Below are 18,998 nucleotides of genomic sequence, written 5' to 3'. Positions count from 1 at the left end.
TGGCCACAGCCTGTACGCGGGCCCCTGCCGACCCCTTGTCGGTTCGCTGCCCGGCCGCTGCCGGGGATCGGCAAGGTCTTCGCAAACCGGCGCGCCATCACACGGCAAGCGCGGCGGTGAGACTGGCGGGGCAGCCCTGATACCCGAACCGGTGCACACGCCGGCCGCTGAGAGGTGTGAGTCTTGATCAACCTGGACGTCCGGCTCGAAACGTGGGACCACCCCTTCAGGTACTTCCGCGGCGCCGGTCTGATCTGCGCGCGCGACCTGGCCGACCTCGGCGCCACCGCGCCGGACGCGGGCCTGTTCCAGCGGATCGACACCTCGACCGGTGACGTACGGCGCCGCTACCGCTCGTCCGTGCTGCCGTTCGCCGACAACAAGACCGGCCTCACCCCCGATGACATCCCTCTGGCGGCGCCCTGGCGCGAACTGGTCACCGACCTGCTGTCCGACGAGTTCACCGACTGGCTGCGCCGCGAGACCGGGGTGGACACCACCGGGCTCCACCGCCGGGCCGAGATCTACCACCACTGCGACGGCGACTTCGAGGACCTCAACGTCGGCAAACAGCACAAGAGACTCGCCTTCGCGCTGCACACCAACGAGCACTGGCCGGCCGACGGCGGCGGAGAACAGGAGTACTGGTCCGGCCCGGACAGGTCGGCCGGCCCCGCCTCGACGATGTCCCCGACGGGAGGCACCGCCTGGTTGTACTCGGCTTCGCCCTCGTCCTGGCACCAGATGGCGCCGGTCAGCGCGGGGCGGGGCCTGGTGCGGCGGTCGGTCGTCATGGACTTCTTCGAGTAGCCGGCGAACCCCGGCCGGACACCGACAGCCAAACACCGACGGAAGCCGCCGCCCGAGCTGTCTCGGACGGCGGCTTCCGTCGGTGGACCTCTACGCTCCCGCCGGTCACTCCTCGTCGATCCGGATGGCCGACGACGGGCACAGGTGGACCGCCTGACGGACGGCCGGCCCGTCCGCCCCGGCCGGATCCACCGTCAGCGGCGCGACCAGCCCCTCCTCGTCCTGGTCGAAGACGGCGGGCGCCGCCAGAACGCACTGGGCGGCACCGACGCACCGCTCCCTGTCCGTGGTGATGTGCACGGGCGTGCCCCTTCCCTCAGCAGTGCACCGGCACCCGGTAGATGCCGTAGATCCCGGCGTCGTCCTTGTACGGCAGCTCCTTGGCCGGCACGGCCAGCGACAGGTCCGGCACCCGCCGCAGCAGCGTCTCGAACACGACCTCCAGCTCCACCCGGGCCAGGTTCTGCCCGAGGCACTGGTGGACCCCGTACCCGAAGGCGACGTGGTGGCGCGCGCCGCGCTCGAAGTCGAGCCGGTCCGGGTGCTCGAAGACCTCGTCGTCCCAGTCGGCGGCCAGGCCGGACACGACGATGCCCTCGTCCTTGCGGATCGTGACGCCGCCGATCTCGATGTCCTCGGTGGCGACCCGGGCGGGCGCGTTCTCCACGACGCTGAAGTAGCGCAGCATCTCCTCGATCGCCGGGGGCAGCAGCGCGGGGTCGGCCGCGATCCGCGCCCTGTGCTCCGGGTTCTCCAGCAGCGCGACCACGCCCAGCGAGATCATGTTCGCGGTGGTCTGGTGCCCGGCGATCAGCAGCATGACGGCGGTGCCGACGATCTCGTCGTGCGTCATGACCGGTGTCTGCCGGTTGCGCGCGATGAGCCGGCCGATCAGGTCGTCGGTGGGCTCGCCCCGCTCCTTCTCGGTGACGAGGTCCTCCAGGAAGTCGTTGAGCGAGTCGGAGGCCGCGGCGCGCTCCCGTATCGACACGGACCGGCTGACCAGCATGCCCGCCCACTCGTGGAAGTCGCGGCGCTGCTCGTGGGGCACGCCCAGCAGCTCGCAGATCACCAGCGACGGCACCGCCTGCGACACGTGCTCGACGAGGTCGGCGGGCTGCGGCGCGGCCAGCAACTCGTCGATGCTCCGGTCGACGATCTCCTGGACGCGCGGGCGCAGCGCGGCGATCCGGCGCAGCGAGAACTCGCCGGTCAGGATCTTGCGGTGGGCCCCGTGCTCGGCCCCGTCCAGGTGGATCATGGACCGCCGGGTGCTGAGCCGGCGCACGCGCTCGGCCGCCGCGCGCTGCTCGGCGGTCAGCCGGCCCGGGAACGCCGGGTGCAGGCGGTCGGCGCTGACCCGCGGGTCGGCGAGCAGTCTGCGGGCCAGCTCGTGCTTGGTGACCAGCCAGGCCACCTGCCCGTCGGGCATCCGGACCCGGCTGACCGGCTCCTGCCCGCGCAGCTTGCGGTACTCGGCGGGCGGGTGCATGGGGCACTCGCGGGCCATCGGGAACGACGGAATGTCGTGGTCGAGTGTCTCGGTCATGGGATGGGTTCCCGTTCCTCTCGGGCCTGCCGGTCCGCTGCCGCCGCGCGCAGCGCGACCCGGTTGATCTTGCCGACGCCGATCATCGGGAGGGCGTCCACCACCCTTAATTCCTCGGGCAGTTTGTACGTGGCGATTCCGTGCTCGGTGAGGAAGCGGCGCAGGCCCAGCAGCGTCGGCTGTTTCTCCGGGTCGGAGGGGACGGCGAAGACGCAGACCGTCTGCCCCCACACCGGGTGCGGCATCGCGACCGCCGCGACCGCCCGCAGCAAGGGGTGCTCGGCGAGCAGCGATTCGATCTCCCCGGCGGAGATCTTCTCCCCGCCGCGGTTGATGACGTCGCCGATCCGGCCCTCCACCACCAGCCCGCCCGAGGGGTGGAGGCGTGCCAGGTCGCCGGTGCGGTAGAAGCCGTCGTCGGTGAAGGCGCGCGCGTCGGCCTCCGGTGCCGCGTAGTACCCGGCGACCGTGTACGGGCCCCTGGTCAGCAGCTCTCCCGTCTCGCCGGGGGCCACCTCGGTGCCGTCCTCGGCCACGATGCGGATCTCGTCGCCGGGTGAGGCCGGGCGCCCCTGGGTGTGGGTGATGATGTCAGCGGGGTCGTCCAGTGCGGTGTAGGTCAGCAGCCCCTCGCTCATGCCGTAGCACTGCTGCACCGTGCAGCCGAGCAGCTGGTGCGCCTCGGCCGCCGGGGCGGGCTCCAGACGGGCGCCGCCGGCCTGCATCACGCGCAGCGACGTCGGCCCGCGGCCCCGCTGCCGGACCTCGTTCAGCCACTGGGTGACCAGCGCGGGTACCAGCGTCGTGTGCGTCACCCCCTCCCGGTCGACGAGGTCGAGCGCCGCGCCGGGATCTCCCGGCGAGCCCAGGACCACCCGGCCGCCGAAGGCCAGGACGCCGAAGATGCCGGGGCAGTTGAGGACGAATCCGTGCGCCCCCGACATGACGGCGAGGTAGACCGTGTCCGGCGACAGCCCGGCCCACCGGGCGGCCGTCCGGATCATGTAGCCGTAGCCCTCGTGGGCGCGCGCGATCGCCTTCGGCGGGCCGGTGGTCCCGCTGGACAGCAGGAAGACGGCGGGCTCGTCGGCCAGCGGCGGCCCCAGGTCGGGCAGGGGACTTGCCCCGGGGTCCGGACGGCACAGCTCGACCAGGTCCTCGGTGTCTTCCGGAACCGTGTCCGAGGTGCGGTCGGCGACCAGGATGTGCCGGATGCCCGGGCAGCTCTCCCGCAGCTCCCTCGCCAGCGCGACATGGTCGAAGCGCTGCCAGCGGCGCGGTACGGCCACGGCCGTGGGCCGGGTGGCCGCCACGGCCGCCAGCAGCTCGCGGCGGCGCAGCGTGGGTACCGCCATGACCGGGTGGGCGCCCAGCCGCATCAGCGCCAGCGGCAGGACGACCAGCTCCAGGTCGTTGGGGAGCTGGACCAGGACACGGTCCCCGCGCGCGATCCCCAGGGCGGACAGCCGGGCGGCGGCGCCGGCGACGGCGTCCGCCAGCTCACGCCGGGTCAGCCGGCCGCCGGGGCCTTGGACGGCCTCCTTCCCGGGGTCCTCGTCGACGTGCCGCAGCACCAGCCGGTCGACCCGCTCGGGACGCCACCACCCGCGGTCGCGGTACTCCCGCGCGCGGTCCGGCGGGACTCTCGGGAGGCCGGGGTCCTCGGGGCGGAATGAGTTCACGCCCTGTCACCTTCCTTTCTCGCGGCCACGTCAGTCAGCCGACTGCGGGGCGAGCCGTGAGATGTCGTACGCGGTGGAGTCGTCCACGGCCAGGTCGGCGCAGATCCGGCCGAACAGCGGGACGAACTTGAACGCCCAGCCCGCCCCGTAGACGACGAGCTTGTCCCCGTGCGTCATCAGGTCTCGCGCGGTGCCGAGGAAGAACTGCCGTTCGGGGTCCGTGGGCAGCACGGCCAGGCAGGTCGAGGTCCGCACCGGGTCGGGATCGACGGTGGGCAGATGGTCCCGCAGCCAGCCCGAGAGCCGGTCCATCTGGCGCCGGTCGGCGACGCCGGTGGCCGCCGACGGGTGGCCGAGCGGGTCCACCTCGAAGATCGGCCCGCAGCGCACGAACTCCCCGGGCGCCCACGGGTTGTGGCCGAACCCGTAGAACAGGTTGGTGTCCTGCGGCGTCGGCTGCTGGAAGGCGAACCAGAACGGCGCCTCGTCCACCGGCCGGGCCTGCCGGTAGGCCGCGATGGCCATCTCGTACACCGAGTACGCCAGGCGCGCCCCCAGCGGCTCCAGCAGGTCGTTGGTGTAGGGGCCGCAGGCCAGTACGACCTTGCCGGCGCGGTAGGTGCCCCGGTCGGTGGTGACGCTCACGCCGTCCGCGTCCGGCACGAGTTCCGTCACCGTCTCACCGGCGCGCAGGACACTGCCGGCCGCCTGGGCGAGGGTGAAGAGCGCCGCCAGTGTCCCCCTGACGTCGATGGTCCCGCCGTCGGGCTGGAGGAACCCCTCATAGTCCCGGGGCAGGCCGCGGAAGCCGAACCGCCGCTCGATGTCGGTGGCCTTGAGCCACTCGTAGCGCACCGAGAGCTTGTCCATCATCTCGGCGGTCCCCGATATCTGGCCCTCGTTGGTGACGACGTCGACGTCCCCGAACCAGAGGCTGCCGATCTCGTGGATGAGGCGGCGCTCGCAGCGGCTCTCCAGCGCGCGCCACAGCGGAAGGGTCTCCAGCGTCAGGCGGAACAGGTCCTCCTGCGTGTACTGGAGCCGCCAGTGCCGCTCGGCGCCGCTGGTGCCCACGGACTCGTTGAAGAACGTGTGCCGCTCCAGGACCAGGACCCGCCGGCCGCGCTCGGCGACCTGCCAGGCGGCGGCCAGGCCGACGGGCCCGCCTCCCACGACCACCACGTCATAGGACTCCGTCATGCCCGGGCCTCCTCGTAACTCGACGTGCCGCCCTCGCCGTTGTCCCGCCGTCCGGTGAGCGCTGATTTCAGGGCCAGCACCAGGTGCTCGACCTGGCCGTCGGTCATCGACGGGTAGCAGGGCAGGTTGACCTGCTCGTGGAACCAGATCCGCTCGGTGACCGGACACTCGCCGAGCCGGTGGCCCCGGCCCCGCCACTCGGGGCGCAGATGCAGGGGGAAGTAGCGCACCTGCATCTGGACCCCGGCGTCTTCGAGGGCGTGGATCACCTCCTCGCGGCTCACCCCCTGCCCCGGCCGGACGAAGAACGTGAACAGGTGGTAGGGGTGGTGGATGTCCTCGGGCACGTCGGCCAGCCGCACGTGCGGGAACTCGGCCAGGGTCTGGGCGAGCCGCCCGGCGATCCACCGCCGCCGCCCGGCCAGCTCCCCGAGACGCTCCAGCTGGACGAGCCCGACGGCCGCCCCGGCCTCGCTGAGCGTGGCGTTGCTCCCGGGATGGCGGATGCGCAGGCACTCCTTCTCGTACGAGTCCCCCGCCCACATCATCCAGGGCTCCGAGCGCTTGTACGGCCCGGCGAGCAGCGGTGACGGCACGAGGGCCCCGTCGGCGGCGTTGGAGCGGATGCGGTCGACGCGCTCGGCCCACTCGGGGTCGTCGAAGGTGAGCATCCCGCCCTCGCCGAGCGTCGTGATGTTCTTGCTGGAGTGGAAGCTGAAGCACCCGATGTCGCCGAGCACGCCGGGCCGCCGGCCGCGGTAGAGGGCACCCAGCGCGTGCGCGCAGTCCTCGATCACCCGGACGCCGTGCCGGCGGGCCACCCGCATGATCTCGTCCATGCGGGCCGGCCGGCCGCCGTAGTGGACCAGGATCAGGGCCCGGGTCCGCGGGGTGATCAGCGACTCGAACGAGTCGACGTCCACGTTCAGGGTGTCCGGCTCCACGTCGCAGAAACGGACCGTCACATCGTGGGCCAGCAAGGGGTCGGCGGTCGCCTTGAAGGTCTGCGGGGTCACGATGACCTCGTCACCGGGGGCGAGGTCCAGCAGGTGCACGGCGAGCGCGACGGCGACGGTTCCGCTGGTGACGGTCATCGCGTACCGGCTGCCGATGTGCTCGCGCATCGCCCGCTCGAACGCGCCTCGCCACCGCCCTTGCGAGAGGCTCTCGCCGGACCGGACGACCTCGCCCAGCGCGGCCAGCTCGGCCTCCCCGAGGATGCTTCCCACAGCGGGGGCCGGCACGAAGTACCGGGAGTTCTCGTTCACGGTCAGCATGAGCCGGTCCCACGGCCCGCCGGGCTTCCCCCGTCCCGGGCGGCGCGCAGGGCCAGCGCCACCTCCACGATCAGGTCCTCCTGGCCCGCGACCACCTGACGCCTGCCGAGTTCGAAGAAGACGTCGCGCGGGTCGACCCCTTCCCGCGCTGCGATGTCGAGCACCGGTTTCTTGAACCCGGAGAACACGCCGGCCAGCCCGCTGACGATGGAGACGGAGTCGATGGTGGGCGGCGCCGGCATCAGCTCCCGCCCGGCGATGTCCGCGGCGTCCAGGAGCCGGTACAGGTCGATGCCCGTCCGGAACCCCAGCCGTTCCAGCACCGGCACCAGGACCTCCAGCTGGGTGTTGCCGGCGCCGGCGCCGAAGCCCCGGGCACACGCGTCGAGGATGCCGGCCCCCGCCTGAGCCGCCGCGATCGAGTTCGCCACGGCCATGCCGAGGTTGTTGTGCCCGTGGAACATCACCGGCACGTCGACGGCGGCGCAGATTGCCCCGATGCGGGCGGTGACGTCCGAGGGCAGGAAGTGCCCCGAGGAGTCGAGGATGCCCACGCCGGTGGCGCCGTACCCGACCAGGCGCGCGCACTCCTCGGCGAGCTGGTCGGGGCTCGCCATGTGCGTCATCAGGAGGATGCCGTGCGCCTCCACGCCCTCGTCGCGCAGGAAGCCGAGGTGCCGCTCGGCGACGCTGGCCTCGGTGCAGTGCGTCGCGATGCGTACCAGGTCGACCTCGTACGCGAGGGCGTTCTTGATGTCCTGGGTGGTGGCCCAGCCCGGGAACATGAGGACCCCGAGCTTGCTGGTCGTCAGGGTCTCCCGGGCGATCGACATCATCTCGTCGTCGCTCAGCCGGGCCCGGCCGACCTGGAGGGACGAGGCGGCCAGCCCGTTGCCGTGGCCGACCTCGACGACCGGGACGGCCGCGGCGTCCGCGGCCTTCAGATAGGCGCGGAACTGCTCCGCGCCGAGGCTGTGCCGCACGGCGTGCTGGCCGTCGCGCAGCGTCGGGTCGTGGATCTGGACCGGCCTGCCCGCTTCCTGGCTCATGCCGTCTCCCTGCCTGCCAGTGCGAGCCGGTCCGCCGCGTAACACTCGGCGGCCTGGATCGCGGCGGAATTGATGATGTCGAGATTCCCGGCGTAGTGCGGCAGCCGGTCGCCGGACGAGGTGACCTCCACGGAGACGAAGGCCGTGGAGTCGTTGACGGTGCACACGCTGACGCCGAATCCCTTGACGTACGTACGGATCTCGTCAGCCGCTCTCGTCACCAGCGCGCGCACCGAGTCGGTGGTGAGGTCCCGGCCCCGCAGGTACATGGCGACCCTGAAGGTGGCCGCGGGCCGGGCGGGGCTGATGTTGACGAGCGCCTTCACGTCCTCGACGCCGGTGAACCAGCGGATCGCGTCCTGCGTGGTCTGCACGTACTCGTCGAGGTTCAGGCGCGAGGCGCGGCCCACGCTCAGGGTGGCGGCCGTGGTCACGACCTCGACGCAGTCGATCTCGTGCACTCTCGCGATCGCGTGCAGGATCGGTACGCACGCCTGCCCGCCGCAGGTCACCATACTGATGTCGCGGTGGGAGCCGATGTCCTCCCGGTTGACGGACGGGACGATCATCTGCCCGACCCTGCTGGGCGTCAGGTCGACGATCATCGCCCCGGACGCCGCGAGCCTCTCCGCGTGCTCGGCGTGGAACGACGCGTTGGTGGCGTCGAACACCACGTCGAAGTCCTCCTCGGCGTCGACGAGGGACTGGATGCCCCCGGTCGCCACCGGCAGCCCGCGCCGGGCCGCCCGCCGCAGCTCGGCGGCGTCGTGCCGCCCCGCGACGAGCCGCAGGTCGAGACAGTCCGAGCGCATGATCTTGGTCACCAGGTCCATACCGATGAGTCCGGCGCCGAGGACCGATACGGACAGCCGTCCAGTTGCTTGCATGTACGGTCGCCTTTCCGTCAAGGTGCGGCGTGATCCGCCCCGGGACCGCCCGCGGAGGCCGGCCGCGGTGGTCCCTACGCGGCCCAGCCTGGAACCGGGGCCTTGCCGACGGCTCGCCGTCGCGCTGACCGGTCGCCGCCGCGGGCGGGGCAAGCGAGGCGGCGAGGTCCTCGCAGGGACGCGGCGACATGCTGTGCGGGCACCACCCCGGGGGGCTTCCCCCGCTACAACGCCAGTCCGTACGCCGCACCTTTAGCATCCGAAGGGGACTGCGAGCCGTGGTCAACCCGATTCATGACGACAACGGTGTCTCTCTGGTCCTGGTGAACAGCGAGAACCGGCACGCTCTGTGGGCCGGCGGCCTCGACGTACCGCCGGGCTGGCGCGTCGCGCACCGGGCGGCGAGCCGCCGGGAGTGCCTGGAGTACATCGGCGCCCACTGGCGGGACATCCGGCCCGCGAGACTCCCGGACGCCGGGAAGGACGCGGGCGCCTGCCTGCACGACCTGTTCGCCGCCCAGGTCGCGCGCACCCCCGAGGCGCCGGCCCTGATCTGGCGGGACCAGGAGCTGACGTACCGTCAACTCGACGACGATTGCAGCAAGTTGGCCGCACACCTGCGGCAGCGCGGCGTCGGGCCCGGCGCGTTCGTGGGCCTGTGCGTCGAGCGGTCGCCGCAGATGATCACGGCCCTGCTCGGCGTCCTGAAGACCGGCGCCGCCTACGTGCCCCTCGACCCCGAGTACCCGGTCGAGCGGCTGCGGTACGTCCTGTCCGACACGGGTGCACGCCTGCTCCTGACCCAGGAGCCGCTCCGCCCGCTCTTCCCGGACTACGACGGCGAGATCGTCTGCCTCGACCAGCACCGGCAGGACATCGACGCCCTGCCCACCGCGCCCGCGCCGGACAGCCCCGTCCCGCTGCCGTCGGACGCCGCCTACGTCATCCACACCTCCGGCTCCACGGGCCGCCCCAAGGGCGTCCTGGTGACGCACCGCTCCCTGGCGAACCACAGCTCCGCCGTGAACCGGCACTTCGCGTTCGCCCCCGGCGACCGCGTCCTGCAGTGCAGGCCGCTGAGCTTCGACGCCGCCGCCGAGGAAATCTTCCCGCCGCTCCTGCACGGCGCGGCCCTCGTCCTCGGCAGCGACCCCCTGCGCCAGACGTTCCGGGCCCTGACCCAGCAGGTCATCGACACCGGCACGACCTTCCTGAGCGTGCCCACGGCCTTCTGGCACAGCTGGGTCGCGGAGGAGGACTGCCTGCTGCGGCTGGCTACGGAGTCCGCGCTGCGCACGATGATCGTGGCCGGCGAGAAGGCGGCCCGCCAGGCGCTGCTGACCTGGAAGAAACGGGTCGGCGAGGACATCCGCTGGTTCAACGTCTACGGCCCCACCGAGGGCACCATCACCACGACGGTCCACGAGCCGGGCGCCGACTGGGAGGCCGGCGAGTACGACTCCGTCCCGATCGGCCGCCCCATCGACAACGTCCGCACGCACGTCCTCGACGACGCCCTGCGGCCGGTCCCGGCGGGAACGCCGGGCGAGCTGTTCATCGGCGGGGCGGGCGTGGCCGTCGGCTACCTCAACGCGCCGCGGACCACCGCCGAGCGGTTCCTGCCCGACCCCTTCTCCGGCGTGCCCGGCAGCCGGCTCTACCGCACCGGGGACCTGGTGCGCGCGGACGCCGACGGCTGCCTGGAGTTCCTCGGCCGCCGGGACCACCAGGTGAAACTGCGCGGCTACCGCATCGAACTCGGCGAGATCGAGACCGTGCTCGCCGAGCACCGGGACGTCCGGTCGTCCGTCGCCCAGGTGACCGGCGACGGCCCCGACAGCACCCTCGTGTGCTTCGTGACCGCCGACGAGCGGACCGCACCGCCGGCCGCCGAACTGATCGCCCACCTGCGGAGCCGGCTGCCCTGGTACATGATCCCGACGGCCGTCCACGTCCTGGACGCCTTCCCCATGACCCCCAACGGGAAGATCGACCGGACCGCCCTGCTCGCCCTCGAACCCGACGACGACGGCGAGGCCGTCCACATCGCGCCGCGCACCCCCGTGGAAGCGGTCCTGGCGGACATCTGGGAGGACATCCTCGGCCGCCGCGGCATCAGCGTCGACGCCGACTTCTTCCAGGTGGGCGGACACTCCCTGCTCGCCGCGAGCCTCATCGCCCGCATCCGCGCCCGGTTCGACGTCGCGATGACGGCCCGCGTGCTGTTCGAGTCCCCGACCATCGCCGGACTCGCCGAAGCCGTCACCCGGGCGACCGGCGACGGCGCGGCGGACCGCGCCGGGCGGAGCTGACCGGCGGTGGCACCGCGACAGATCGCCGCCGCGCGGCCCGACAGCCCCTGGCTGCGCACCTTCGGGCCGCCGGAGCCGTCGGCCCCGGCCCGGCTCGTGTGCTTCCCGCACGCCGGGGGCGCGGCCAGCTACTTCCGGGACTGGGGCGGCCGGGACCTCGCCGGGGCCGAGGTGTGGGCCGTCCAGTACCCGGGCCGCGAGAACCGGATCCGGGAGGAGTTCCCGCCCGACCTGCACACCCTCGCCGACCAGATCACCGAGGAGCTGCGCGGACTCCTCGACCGGCCCGCCGTCTTCTTCGGGCACAGCATGGGCGCCGTCGTCGGCTACGAGGTCCTGCGCCGCCTCACGGCCGGCGGCCGGGGCGGCGCCGTACGCCACCTCGTGGTCTCGGGATGCGGCGCCCCCCACCGGGTGCGCCCCTTCGCCGGACAGGAAGGCGCCCACCTCCTGGACGACGACCGGCTCGTGGCCCTCCTCAAGGAGCTGGGCTCCGGCAACGCGGGCCTGCTGGACGACCCGGACATGCGCTCGGCCTTCCTGCCGGCGGTCCGCGACGACTACCGCATCGTCCAGTCCTACGTCCCGCGCGCCGGCGGCCCGCCCCTGCGGACCGACGTCACCGCGTTCGTGGGCCGCCAGGACGCGGCGGTCGGCGTCGGCGACGCGGGCGCCTGGGCCGACGCGACCCGGGGCCGCTTCACGCTCCGCACCTTCCCCGGCGGCCACTTCTACCTGGGAGAACACCCGGACGACGTCCTGCACGCCCTGCGCGAGGTTCTCCGTCCCGCCACCACGATCGACACCGGGAGAGCTGATGAACGTTGACCTGTCCGACCCGCTCCTGTACCGGGACTCCGACCCCGGACCGGTCTGGTCGCGGCTGCGCGCCGAACACCCCGTCTACCGCAACGAGCGGGCGGGCGGGGAGCACTTCTGGGCGGTGATGACCCACGGCCTGTGCACGGACATGCTGACCGACCCCCGCGTGTTCAGCTCCCAGAACGGGATGCGCCTCGACTCCGACCCGCAGGTCCTCGCCGCCGCGGCCGGCAAGATGCTCAACATCACCGACCCGCCCCGGCACGACAAGATCCGCAAGGTCGTCAGCTCGGCGTTCACCCCGCGCATGGTGAGCCGGCTGGAGGCCACCATGCGCAAGACGGCCGCCAAGGCCATCGACGAGGCGCTGGCCGCAGGGGAGTGCGAGTTCACGCGCGTCGCCCAGAAACTGCCGGTCTCGGTCATCTGCGACATGCTCGGCGTCGCGCCCGCCGACTGGGACTTCATGGTCGAGCGCACCCGCTTCGCCTGGAGCTCCACCGCCCTCGACGAGGCCGAGGAGGCGCGCAAGATCCAGGCCCACACCGAGATCCTGCTCCACTTCCAGGACCTCGCCGCGCAGCGCAGGCGGGAGCCGAAGGACGACCTCATGAGCGCCCTGGTGTGCGGCGAGATCGACGGCGCCCCGCTGACCGACCAGGAGATCCTCTACAACTGCGACGCCCTGGTCTCCGGCGGCAACGAGACGACCCGGCACGCCACCGTCGGCGGACTGCTCGCCCTCATCGACAACCCGAACCAGTGGCACCGCCTGCGCGACGAGCCCGCCCTCATGCCCTCGGCGATCCAGGAGATCGTGCGCTACACCTCGCCCGTCATGCACGCGCTGCGCACCGCGACCGAGGACGTCGAGTTCGGCGGCGAGCTGATCAGCGCCGGCGACCACGTCGTCGCGTGGCTGCCCTCGGCCAACCGCGACGAGAAGGTCTTCGACGACCCCGACCGCTTCGACATCGAGCGCGAACCCAACCGCCACCTGGGCTTCATCCAGGGCAACCACTACTGCATCGGCTCCTCGCTCGCCAAGCTCGAACTCACGGTGATGTTCGAGGAAATCCTGGCGCGGGTCGAGGTCGCCGAACTCGCCGGCCAGGTCCGCCGCCTGCGCTCGAACCTGCTGTGGGGGTTCGACTCGCTTCCCGTGAAATTCCTTCCGAGGGCCTGAGGAGAGCTGCCCCATGACCGCGCCGACCGCCCCCTCGATCGACAAGTACCTCGGCACCAACGTCCGTCTGCTGCCCCAGACCGACCAACTGCGCGCCCTGCACACCGCGATCCGCGACCGGGACGCCCGCCGCGAGGACTTCGTCCGCTACGCGCGCCGGATCATCCGCCTGCTGATCGAGGCGGGCATGGACCTGCTGCCCTTCGAGCCGCACGAGGTCCGCACCCCGACCGGCGCCGCCTACCAGGGGCTGCGCTTCGCCTCCGGGCTGTGCGGGGTCACCGTGGTGCGCGCCGGGGAGAGCATGGAGGGCGAACTGCGGGACGTCTGCCCGGGGATCAGGATCGGGAAGATCCTCATCCAGCGGGACGAGACGACCAAGGAGGCCCGCCTCTACTACACCGCCCTGCCCGCCGACATCGCCCGGCGGCACGTCCTGCTGCTCGACCCGGTCATGGCGACCGGCGGGACCGCGCTGGCGGCGCTGCGGGTGCTGACGGACCTCGGCGTGCCCGAGGAGAACATCGTCTTCGTCAACTTCATCACCGTCCCCGAGGGCATCACCGCCGTCAGCGAGCAGTACCCGCGGGTGCGGATCGTGACCTCCGCCATCGAGGAGCGGCTGACCGAGGACGCGTGGATGCTGCCCGGCATCGGGGACTTCGGGGACCGCTACTTCGGCACGGACGCCTGACGCGTGCGCGGCCGGCTTCCCCGACCGGCCTGGAAGACCGTGAAACGACGACTGATCGAATGGATGCACATGAAGGCCGAACAGGGGCCGTTTCTCCTGCTGAACACCAAGGAGATCGTCTCGCGCCTGCACGAGTGGTTCCCCGACGCCGCGCGGGAGCTGGTCGTGGTGACCACGAGAGCGGACATCCCCTCCGCCGACATCGCCGCGTACGCTCAGCGCTTCCTCCACCTGGAGGTGGTGCCCGACCTCTGGGAGCTGCCGGACGCCGAACTCCTGGACCTCGCCCGGCGGTTCGGCGTACGCCGGATCCTGTCGCTCGGCGAGCGCGAGGTGCTGCGCGCGGCGCGCATGCGGGCCGAGCTCGGCCTGCCCGGCCAGAGCCTCGCCTCGGCCACGGCGTACCGGGACAAGCACGTCATGAAGTCGACCCTGGCGGCGGCGGGCATCGACGTCGCCCCCATGCGCAAGTTCCGGTCCAACGACGAACTCGCCGAGTTCACGTGGAAGGTCGGCTTCCCGGTCGTCGTCAAGGAACTCGACTCCGGTGCGTCGAACGGCACCGTGGTCCTGATGGACGAAGAGGACCTGCGCGCTCTCCCGGAGCGTGCCACCGGAACCCCCCGGCTGGCCGAAGCCTGGGTCGAGGGCGACTTCTACCACGTCAACGGCCTCATGAAGGACGGCGAGGTGGTGCTGGCGGTGCCCTCCCGCAACCTGTACTCCGACTGGTTCTCGGTCGCCTACGACGCCCCGACCATGACGGGGATGATGCCCGACGAGCACCCCCTGTCCGAGCGGCTGCGCAGCACCGCGCGGCAGGTCGTGGCCGCGCTGCCCGCCGTACCCGACCTGTGCGCCTTCCACCTCGAACTGTTCCACACCGCCGACGACCGCGTGGTCGTCTGCGAGATCGCCTGCCGGGCGGGCGCGGCCCTCGTCACCGACGTCCACGAAGCCGTGCTGGGCATGAACTTCTACGGCGCGAGCCTGCTCGGCCAGGCCGGACGCGGTGACCAGGTCGAGATCCGCCCGACCGGCGAACGGCTCGGCTTCGTCTGGTTCCCGCCGGCCAAGGGAGTCCTGCGCGCGCTGCCCGACACGTGCCCGCTGCCGGGGACGGTGAGCTACCGGCCCTGCGGCGACGTCGGACGCCTCTACGGCAGCTCCCCCGGACTCGGCCGGCCCGTCGCCGAGATGGTCTTCCGGCTCACCGAGCCGGACACCGGGGCGGAGCTGCGGCGGATCGAGGAGTGGTGGGACGACAACGTCGTCTGGGAGCACCGGACCAACGCGGTGCCCGAGCGCTGGAAGACGCCCCGAAGGAAGCCGGCCGACGCGTAGCGGCCCGGCGATCGGACCGGAGGACCCGTGTACGAACTGCTGAAGACGATCATGATCGAGGAGCTGGACGTGGAGGCCGACCAGGTGTCCCCGGACGCGAGCCGCGAGGACGCGGGCCTGGACTCCCTCGCCACCTTCGAACTCTCCCTGGCGCTCAGCCAGCGCCTCGGCGTCACCATCGCCGACGAGGACCTGTTCGGCCTCAAGACGCTGGCGGACATCGCCGAGTTCCTGGAGAAGCGCACCGGAGGGGGAGCTCCCCAGGACGCCGGACTCGCCCGGCTGCTCGGCGGCGAGGACGGCTTCCCCCCGGACCACCCCGCCCCCGCCCACCAACTCGCCCGCAACGAAACCCCGTTCCAGCCCCCCGAGTCCGTGCTGAACGCGATCACCCGCGCCGCCACCGAGGCCAACCGGTACCCGGACCCGGCCTGCGGAGAGCTGCGCGCCGCACTCGCCCGGCACTACGACCTCTCCCCGGACCGCGTCGCGGTGGGCGCCGGATCGATCACGCTCCTCCAGGCACTGCTCACGGTGACCGCCGAACCGGGAGCAGCCGTCGCCTACTCGTGGCCGTCCTTCGACGGCTACGAGGTGCTCGCGGACCTCGCCGGATTCCGCACGGTACGCGTCCCGCTGGCCGAGGACGGGCACGACCTCGACGCCCTGGCCGCGGCGGTCGACGAGCACACCCGCCTGGTGCTGCTCTGCAACCCCAACAACCCCACCGGCACCGCGTCGGGCGAGGCCGACCTCCTGCGGTTCCTCGACGCCGTCCCGCGCACGTGCCTGGTCGTGCTCGACGAGGCGTACTGCGAATACGCGCGGGACCCCGGCCTCGGTGCCCGCCTGCTCACCTCGTGGCCGAACCTGATCGTCGCCCGCACCTTCTCCAAGGCGTACGGCCTCGCCGGCCTGCGCGTCGGCTACCTGCTCGCGGAGCCCGGCCTGATCTCCCGCGTCCAGCGCATGGTCATGCCGTTGAGCGTCAGCGACGTCGCCCAGGCCGCCGCCGTCGCGTCGCTGGCGGCGGAGAAGGAGCTCCTCGGCCGCGTCCAGGACACGGCCGCCGAACGGGACCGCGTCCGCGCCGCGCTGCTCGCCCTGGGATTCGACGTGCCGCCTTCGGAGGCGAACTTCCTCTGGCTGCCGCTCGGCGCTCGTGCCCAGGAGTTCGCCGCCGCGTGCGCGTCGGCCGGAGTCGACGTACGGCCCTATCCGGGTGACGGCGTGCGCGTGACGACAGGAACCGCGGAGGACAATGACGCGTTCCTGGCAGCGGCCGAGATGAACCGCCCGTGAATTCTGTTTCCCGTGGAAACGGAAGGACATTCGTCGTGACCAGCGTTTCGTCGGATTCCCACATGTGGAACCTCGTTTTTCTCCAGTTATTGCTTGAGGAGAACGGCGGACAGGTGGTCAACCTCGGCGCGTGCACTCCGGACGAACTGGTCATGTCCGAATGCCTCAGAATCCGTCCGGACGCCTTGGTCATCAGCACGGTCAACGGGCACGGCCATATCGACGGCCTACGGCTGATCAGAAAGATTCGCGGGCATTCGGGGCTCGCCTCCATGAAAGTCGTCATCGGCGGAAAGCTCGGCGTCCACGGTTCCCGGCACGCAGGAACCCGGGCGGAACTGGTCGCGAACGGCTTCGACGCGGTGTTCGAGGCGGACGCCGATCTCGACCGGTTCCTCGACTGCCTCGGACTGGGCCCGCCCGCGCCGAAACGCGTCGCCTCCACGGAAATCCGGAGTACCTGATGGCACCTCCTACCGGACCCGGACGCTTCACCCGGTTCGTCCGGCGGGCGTCGAGCGAAGGGAAAGTGGTCGTCCAGCCGCGCATGGGGTTCGGCACGGTCGAGCAGATGCGCGCGGGACTCGATGCGGTCAGGAACGTCGACGCGGCCACGGTGGGCACCATCACCGTCGACAGCTACACACGGGTGAACGATCACGCCTCGGCCCTTCTCGCTCTGGAGAAGGGCGCGGACCTCAACGGGTTCCCGCTGGTGGCCCACGGCGCGGCGATGACCCGCGAGGTGCTCGCCGGGATCGCGGGCGAGGACTTCCCGGTGCAGGTGAGGCACGGCTCGGCGTTGCCCCGCGAGTTGTTCGAGGGACTGGTGGCGGCCGGCGCCGACGCCACCGAAGGCGGCCCTGTCTCCTACTGTCTGCCGTACAGCCGCGTCCCTCTGGCGCAAGCCGTCGACGCCTGGGCGGAATGCTGCGAGATGCTCGCGGGAATCAGCAAACCGGTGCATCTGGAGAGTTTCGGCGGCTGCATGCTGGGACAGTTGTGCCCGCCGAGCCTGCTGATCTCCCTGAGCATTCTGGAAGGCTTGTTCTTCCGCGAACACGGACTGCGGGACATTTCCGTCAGCTACGCCCAGCAGACGAATCAGCAACAGGACATCGAGGCGATCCACGCCCTGCGCGCCCTGGCGAAGGAATGGCTCGGAGACACCGACTGGCACGCCGTCCTGTACACCTACATGGGCGTTTATCCCCGCAGCCGACAGGGGGCGTACGGGCTGCTCGAAGCGAGTGCGAGGCTCGCCGCCAGATCCGGGACCGAGCGGCTGATCGTCAAGACCGCGGTGGAGGCCAGCAGAATCCCGTCGATCACGGAGAACGTCGACGCCCTGGAACGCGCCGCGAGGGCGGCCGAGCGGGAGGCGGTGGCCGAACCGGCCGGAATTCCGGACTCCGGGATCTACGAGGAGGCCCAGGCGATCATCACGCACACGCTGACCCTCGGCAGCGATGTCGGAAAGGCGCTCGTCCGCGCGTTCGCCCTCGGGCACCTCGACATCCCGTTCTGCCTGCACCAGGACAACGCGAACCGCTGCCGGGCCCGCATCGACGACCGTGGCCGGCTCACCTGGGCCGACCCCGCAGGGGTGCCGATTCCCCGGGCGCGCGATCTGGCCGGGAACCGGCAGCGGCTCACCGCCCGGGGCCTCCTCGACATGCTCAGTTACAACGAACGGCGCTACGACCACCCGTCCCGGACCAGCCACCCCCGTTGACGGGCCGCACGGCGAGGAAGATCACGAACCAAGAGTTGTCCCGCAACACTGGGCTCGTCCCCAGCGCCTGCTGCACGTACGTATCTCGACGGCGTGGGAGGCGCTCAGTCCAGAGCAGCGATCACTGCCTCAGACACCATCACTCCTGCCTCCTGGATCCGCTGACGCATGTTCCCTTCGTACAGCCAGGCGCAAGCCTCGATCGTTGGGTGGAGTTCGGCGAGGATCAACGCCGCACGCTTCGGTACGTGGGCTTCCTTCCTCCACGCCGTCCCGCAGCGATCGATCTGCTCCTGTAGCTGAAGGAGCGCCTGCTCATCGAACCCTTCGTTCATGCGCAGGGGGATCACGAAACGATCCGCCGCCTCTTCCAGACGACTCACCAAGTCCGTCTCCACATGCGCCTCCGTATCGGTCAGTTCGCAACGCGGTGGGACGATCTTCTCGTGGCAGGTGTGATCACGGCGTCAAGCCGTCCTGGATACGTCCGTTCACCGGGCTGAGCCCGCGCCGCTTCGGCAAACTGGTGAACGCCATGCGCCGCGCGGGAGCGGACGCGGTCCGGCGTGGTCGGCCATGGAGCTTGCCCCTGGAGGACCGCCTCCTGCTGGTCGCGGCGTACTGGCGAACCGACTTGACGCCACGCCGGCCGGCGCCGCTGTTCGGAATCTCGAAGTCCGCGGCCGACCGCATCATCAACCGCCTCGCACCGCTGCTCGCCCTGCGGACGCGCAGACACTTCCGCAAGGACACCGTGCTCATCAACGACTGCAGGGCGTGGGAGTTGTCCGGAGCGAAGGCAGCCGTCGGCGACACCACGGTGATCGCGCACGGCGGTTCCCGTGGCACTGGCCTGGGGATCCCGCAGCGTCACGAGCCCGGCCAGGCGGAACTCCCGGCCTGGAAAGAGGAGCACAACCGCTCACACCGCAAGGTCCGTGCTCGTGTCGAGCACGCCTTCGCCCGCGTGAAGAACCGGAAGATCCTCCGCGACTGCCGCTTGAGGGGAGACGGTGTTCATCACGCCATGCTTGGCACAGCCCGCCTGCACAACCTCGCGCTCGCCGGACAGACCGCCGGAGGCGGCCGTGCCCGATGCTGAACGATCGACTCAGTTGATCATTGCGGGACAGCCTTTAGGGTTGGAGC

17 protein-coding genes and 1 pseudogene are annotated in these 18,998 nt (G+C 71.4%); 10 read left to right on the top strand and 8 right to left on the bottom strand.

Translation table 11 applies throughout. The features are described from left to right. The first annotated feature begins 183 nt into the window (after positions 1-183). A complete protein-coding gene (locus tag ACWDEN_RS14970) occupies positions 184-810 on the top strand; it encodes a 2OG-Fe(II) oxygenase (protein ID WP_450859239.1) in 627 nt (208 codons plus the stop codon). Positions 811-915: 105 nt separating this feature from the next. Here ACWDEN_RS14970 and ACWDEN_RS14965 read toward each other — a convergent pair whose 3' ends face one another. Genes ACWDEN_RS14965 through ACWDEN_RS14935 form a run of 7 tightly spaced genes read right to left on the bottom strand, consistent with a single transcriptional unit; the run spans position 916 to position 8,454 of the window. Further along, a complete protein-coding gene (locus ACWDEN_RS14965; RefSeq protein ID WP_351608710.1) occupies positions 916-1,110 on the bottom strand; it encodes a ferredoxin in 195 nt (64 codons plus the stop codon). A 16-nt stretch (positions 1,111-1,126) separates the two neighbouring features. Then, positions 1,127-2,359: a cytochrome P450 gene (locus ACWDEN_RS14960; RefSeq protein ID WP_450859237.1), complete on the bottom strand. Its 1,233-nt coding sequence runs from the start codon at positions 2,357-2,359 to the stop codon at positions 1,127-1,129. Next, positions 2,356-4,041: an AMP-binding protein gene (locus ACWDEN_RS14955; protein ID WP_450859235.1), complete on the bottom strand. Its 1,686-nt coding sequence runs from the start codon at positions 4,039-4,041 to the stop codon at positions 2,356-2,358. Before ACWDEN_RS14955 ends, ACWDEN_RS14960 begins: the two co-directional genes overlap by 4 nt. A gap of 30 nt (positions 4,042-4,071) precedes the next feature. Continuing rightward, complete coding sequence (locus tag ACWDEN_RS14950) at positions 4,072-5,241, bottom strand: FAD-dependent oxidoreductase (protein ID WP_450859233.1); 1,170 nt, start codon at positions 5,239-5,241, stop codon at positions 4,072-4,074. Then, entirely contained in the window at positions 5,238-6,518 is a 1,281-nt protein-coding gene (locus ACWDEN_RS14945; protein ID WP_450859231.1) for a DegT/DnrJ/EryC1/StrS aminotransferase family protein, read from the bottom strand. Before ACWDEN_RS14945 ends, ACWDEN_RS14950 begins: the two co-directional genes overlap by 4 nt. After that, positions 6,512-7,567 carry a 4-hydroxy-2-oxovalerate aldolase gene (dmpG, locus tag ACWDEN_RS14940; protein ID WP_266529219.1) on the bottom strand — a complete coding sequence of 352 codons (1,056 nt, stop codon included), beginning with the start codon at positions 7,565-7,567 and terminating at the stop codon, positions 6,512-6,514. Before dmpG ends, ACWDEN_RS14945 begins: the two co-directional genes overlap by 7 nt. Beyond that, a complete protein-coding gene (locus ACWDEN_RS14935) occupies positions 7,564-8,454 on the bottom strand; it encodes an acetaldehyde dehydrogenase (acetylating) (RefSeq protein ID WP_351608692.1) in 891 nt (296 codons plus the stop codon). The genes dmpG and ACWDEN_RS14935 overlap by 4 nt, the downstream gene beginning before the upstream one ends. Positions 8,455-8,732: 278 nt before the next feature. Here ACWDEN_RS14935 and ACWDEN_RS14930 point away from each other — a divergent pair, with 278 nt between their 5' ends. The 8 genes from ACWDEN_RS14930 to ACWDEN_RS14895 are packed head-to-tail and all read left to right on the top strand — an operon-like array spanning position 8,733 to position 17,849. After that, positions 8,733-10,766: an amino acid adenylation domain-containing protein gene (locus ACWDEN_RS14930; RefSeq protein WP_450859228.1), complete on the top strand. Its 2,034-nt coding sequence runs from the start codon at positions 8,733-8,735 to the stop codon at positions 10,764-10,766. 6 nt (positions 10,767-10,772) lie between these two features. Next, positions 10,773-11,594, top strand: coding sequence for a thioesterase II family protein (locus ACWDEN_RS14925; protein WP_450859226.1), 822 nt, complete (start codon positions 10,773-10,775; stop codon positions 11,592-11,594). Then, a complete protein-coding gene (locus ACWDEN_RS14920) occupies positions 11,584-12,774 on the top strand; it encodes a cytochrome P450 (RefSeq protein WP_351608683.1) in 1,191 nt (396 codons plus the stop codon). Before ACWDEN_RS14925 ends, ACWDEN_RS14920 begins: the two co-directional genes overlap by 11 nt. A 13-nt stretch (positions 12,775-12,787) precedes the next feature. Beyond that, the gene (gene upp, locus ACWDEN_RS14915; RefSeq protein ID WP_351608680.1) at positions 12,788-13,468 is read left to right on the top strand and encodes a uracil phosphoribosyltransferase; all 681 of its coding nucleotides are present in this window, start codon (positions 12,788-12,790) and stop codon (positions 13,466-13,468) included. 39 nt (positions 13,469-13,507) lie between these two features. Further along, complete coding sequence (locus ACWDEN_RS14910; protein WP_351608677.1) at positions 13,508-14,812, top strand: ATP-grasp domain-containing protein; 1,305 nt, start codon at positions 13,508-13,510, stop codon at positions 14,810-14,812. Between the two features lie 27 nt (positions 14,813-14,839). Further along, positions 14,840-16,114, top strand: a complete 1,275-nt coding sequence (locus tag ACWDEN_RS14905) for a histidinol-phosphate transaminase (RefSeq protein ID WP_351608674.1) — start codon at positions 14,840-14,842, stop codon at positions 16,112-16,114. Positions 16,115-16,149: 35 nt separating this feature from the next. Next, entirely contained in the window at positions 16,150-16,578 is a 429-nt protein-coding gene (locus ACWDEN_RS14900; RefSeq protein ID WP_450859223.1) for a cobalamin B12-binding domain-containing protein, read from the top strand. After that, entirely contained in the window at positions 16,578-17,849 is a 1,272-nt protein-coding gene (locus tag ACWDEN_RS14895) for a methylaspartate mutase (RefSeq protein WP_450859221.1), read from the top strand. The genes ACWDEN_RS14900 and ACWDEN_RS14895 overlap by 1 nt, the downstream gene beginning before the upstream one ends. 104 nt (positions 17,850-17,953) lie before the next feature. Here the strand turns inward: ACWDEN_RS14895 and ACWDEN_RS14890 are convergent, their stop codons facing one another. Further along, entirely contained in the window at positions 17,954-18,247 is a 294-nt protein-coding gene (locus ACWDEN_RS14890) for a hypothetical protein (RefSeq protein ID WP_351608666.1), read from the bottom strand. Between the two features lie 48 nt (positions 18,248-18,295). On the opposite strand from ACWDEN_RS14890, the pseudogene ACWDEN_RS14885 reads away from it, so the two are divergent. Next, positions 18,296-18,951, top strand: a pseudogene (locus ACWDEN_RS14885) (transposase family protein). Positions 18,952-18,998 lie beyond the last annotated feature (47 nt).

The sequence above is a fragment of the Streptomyces sp. NPDC001153 genome (assembly GCF_053598315.1).
This window is presented reverse-complemented; position numbering and strand designations above follow the sequence as displayed.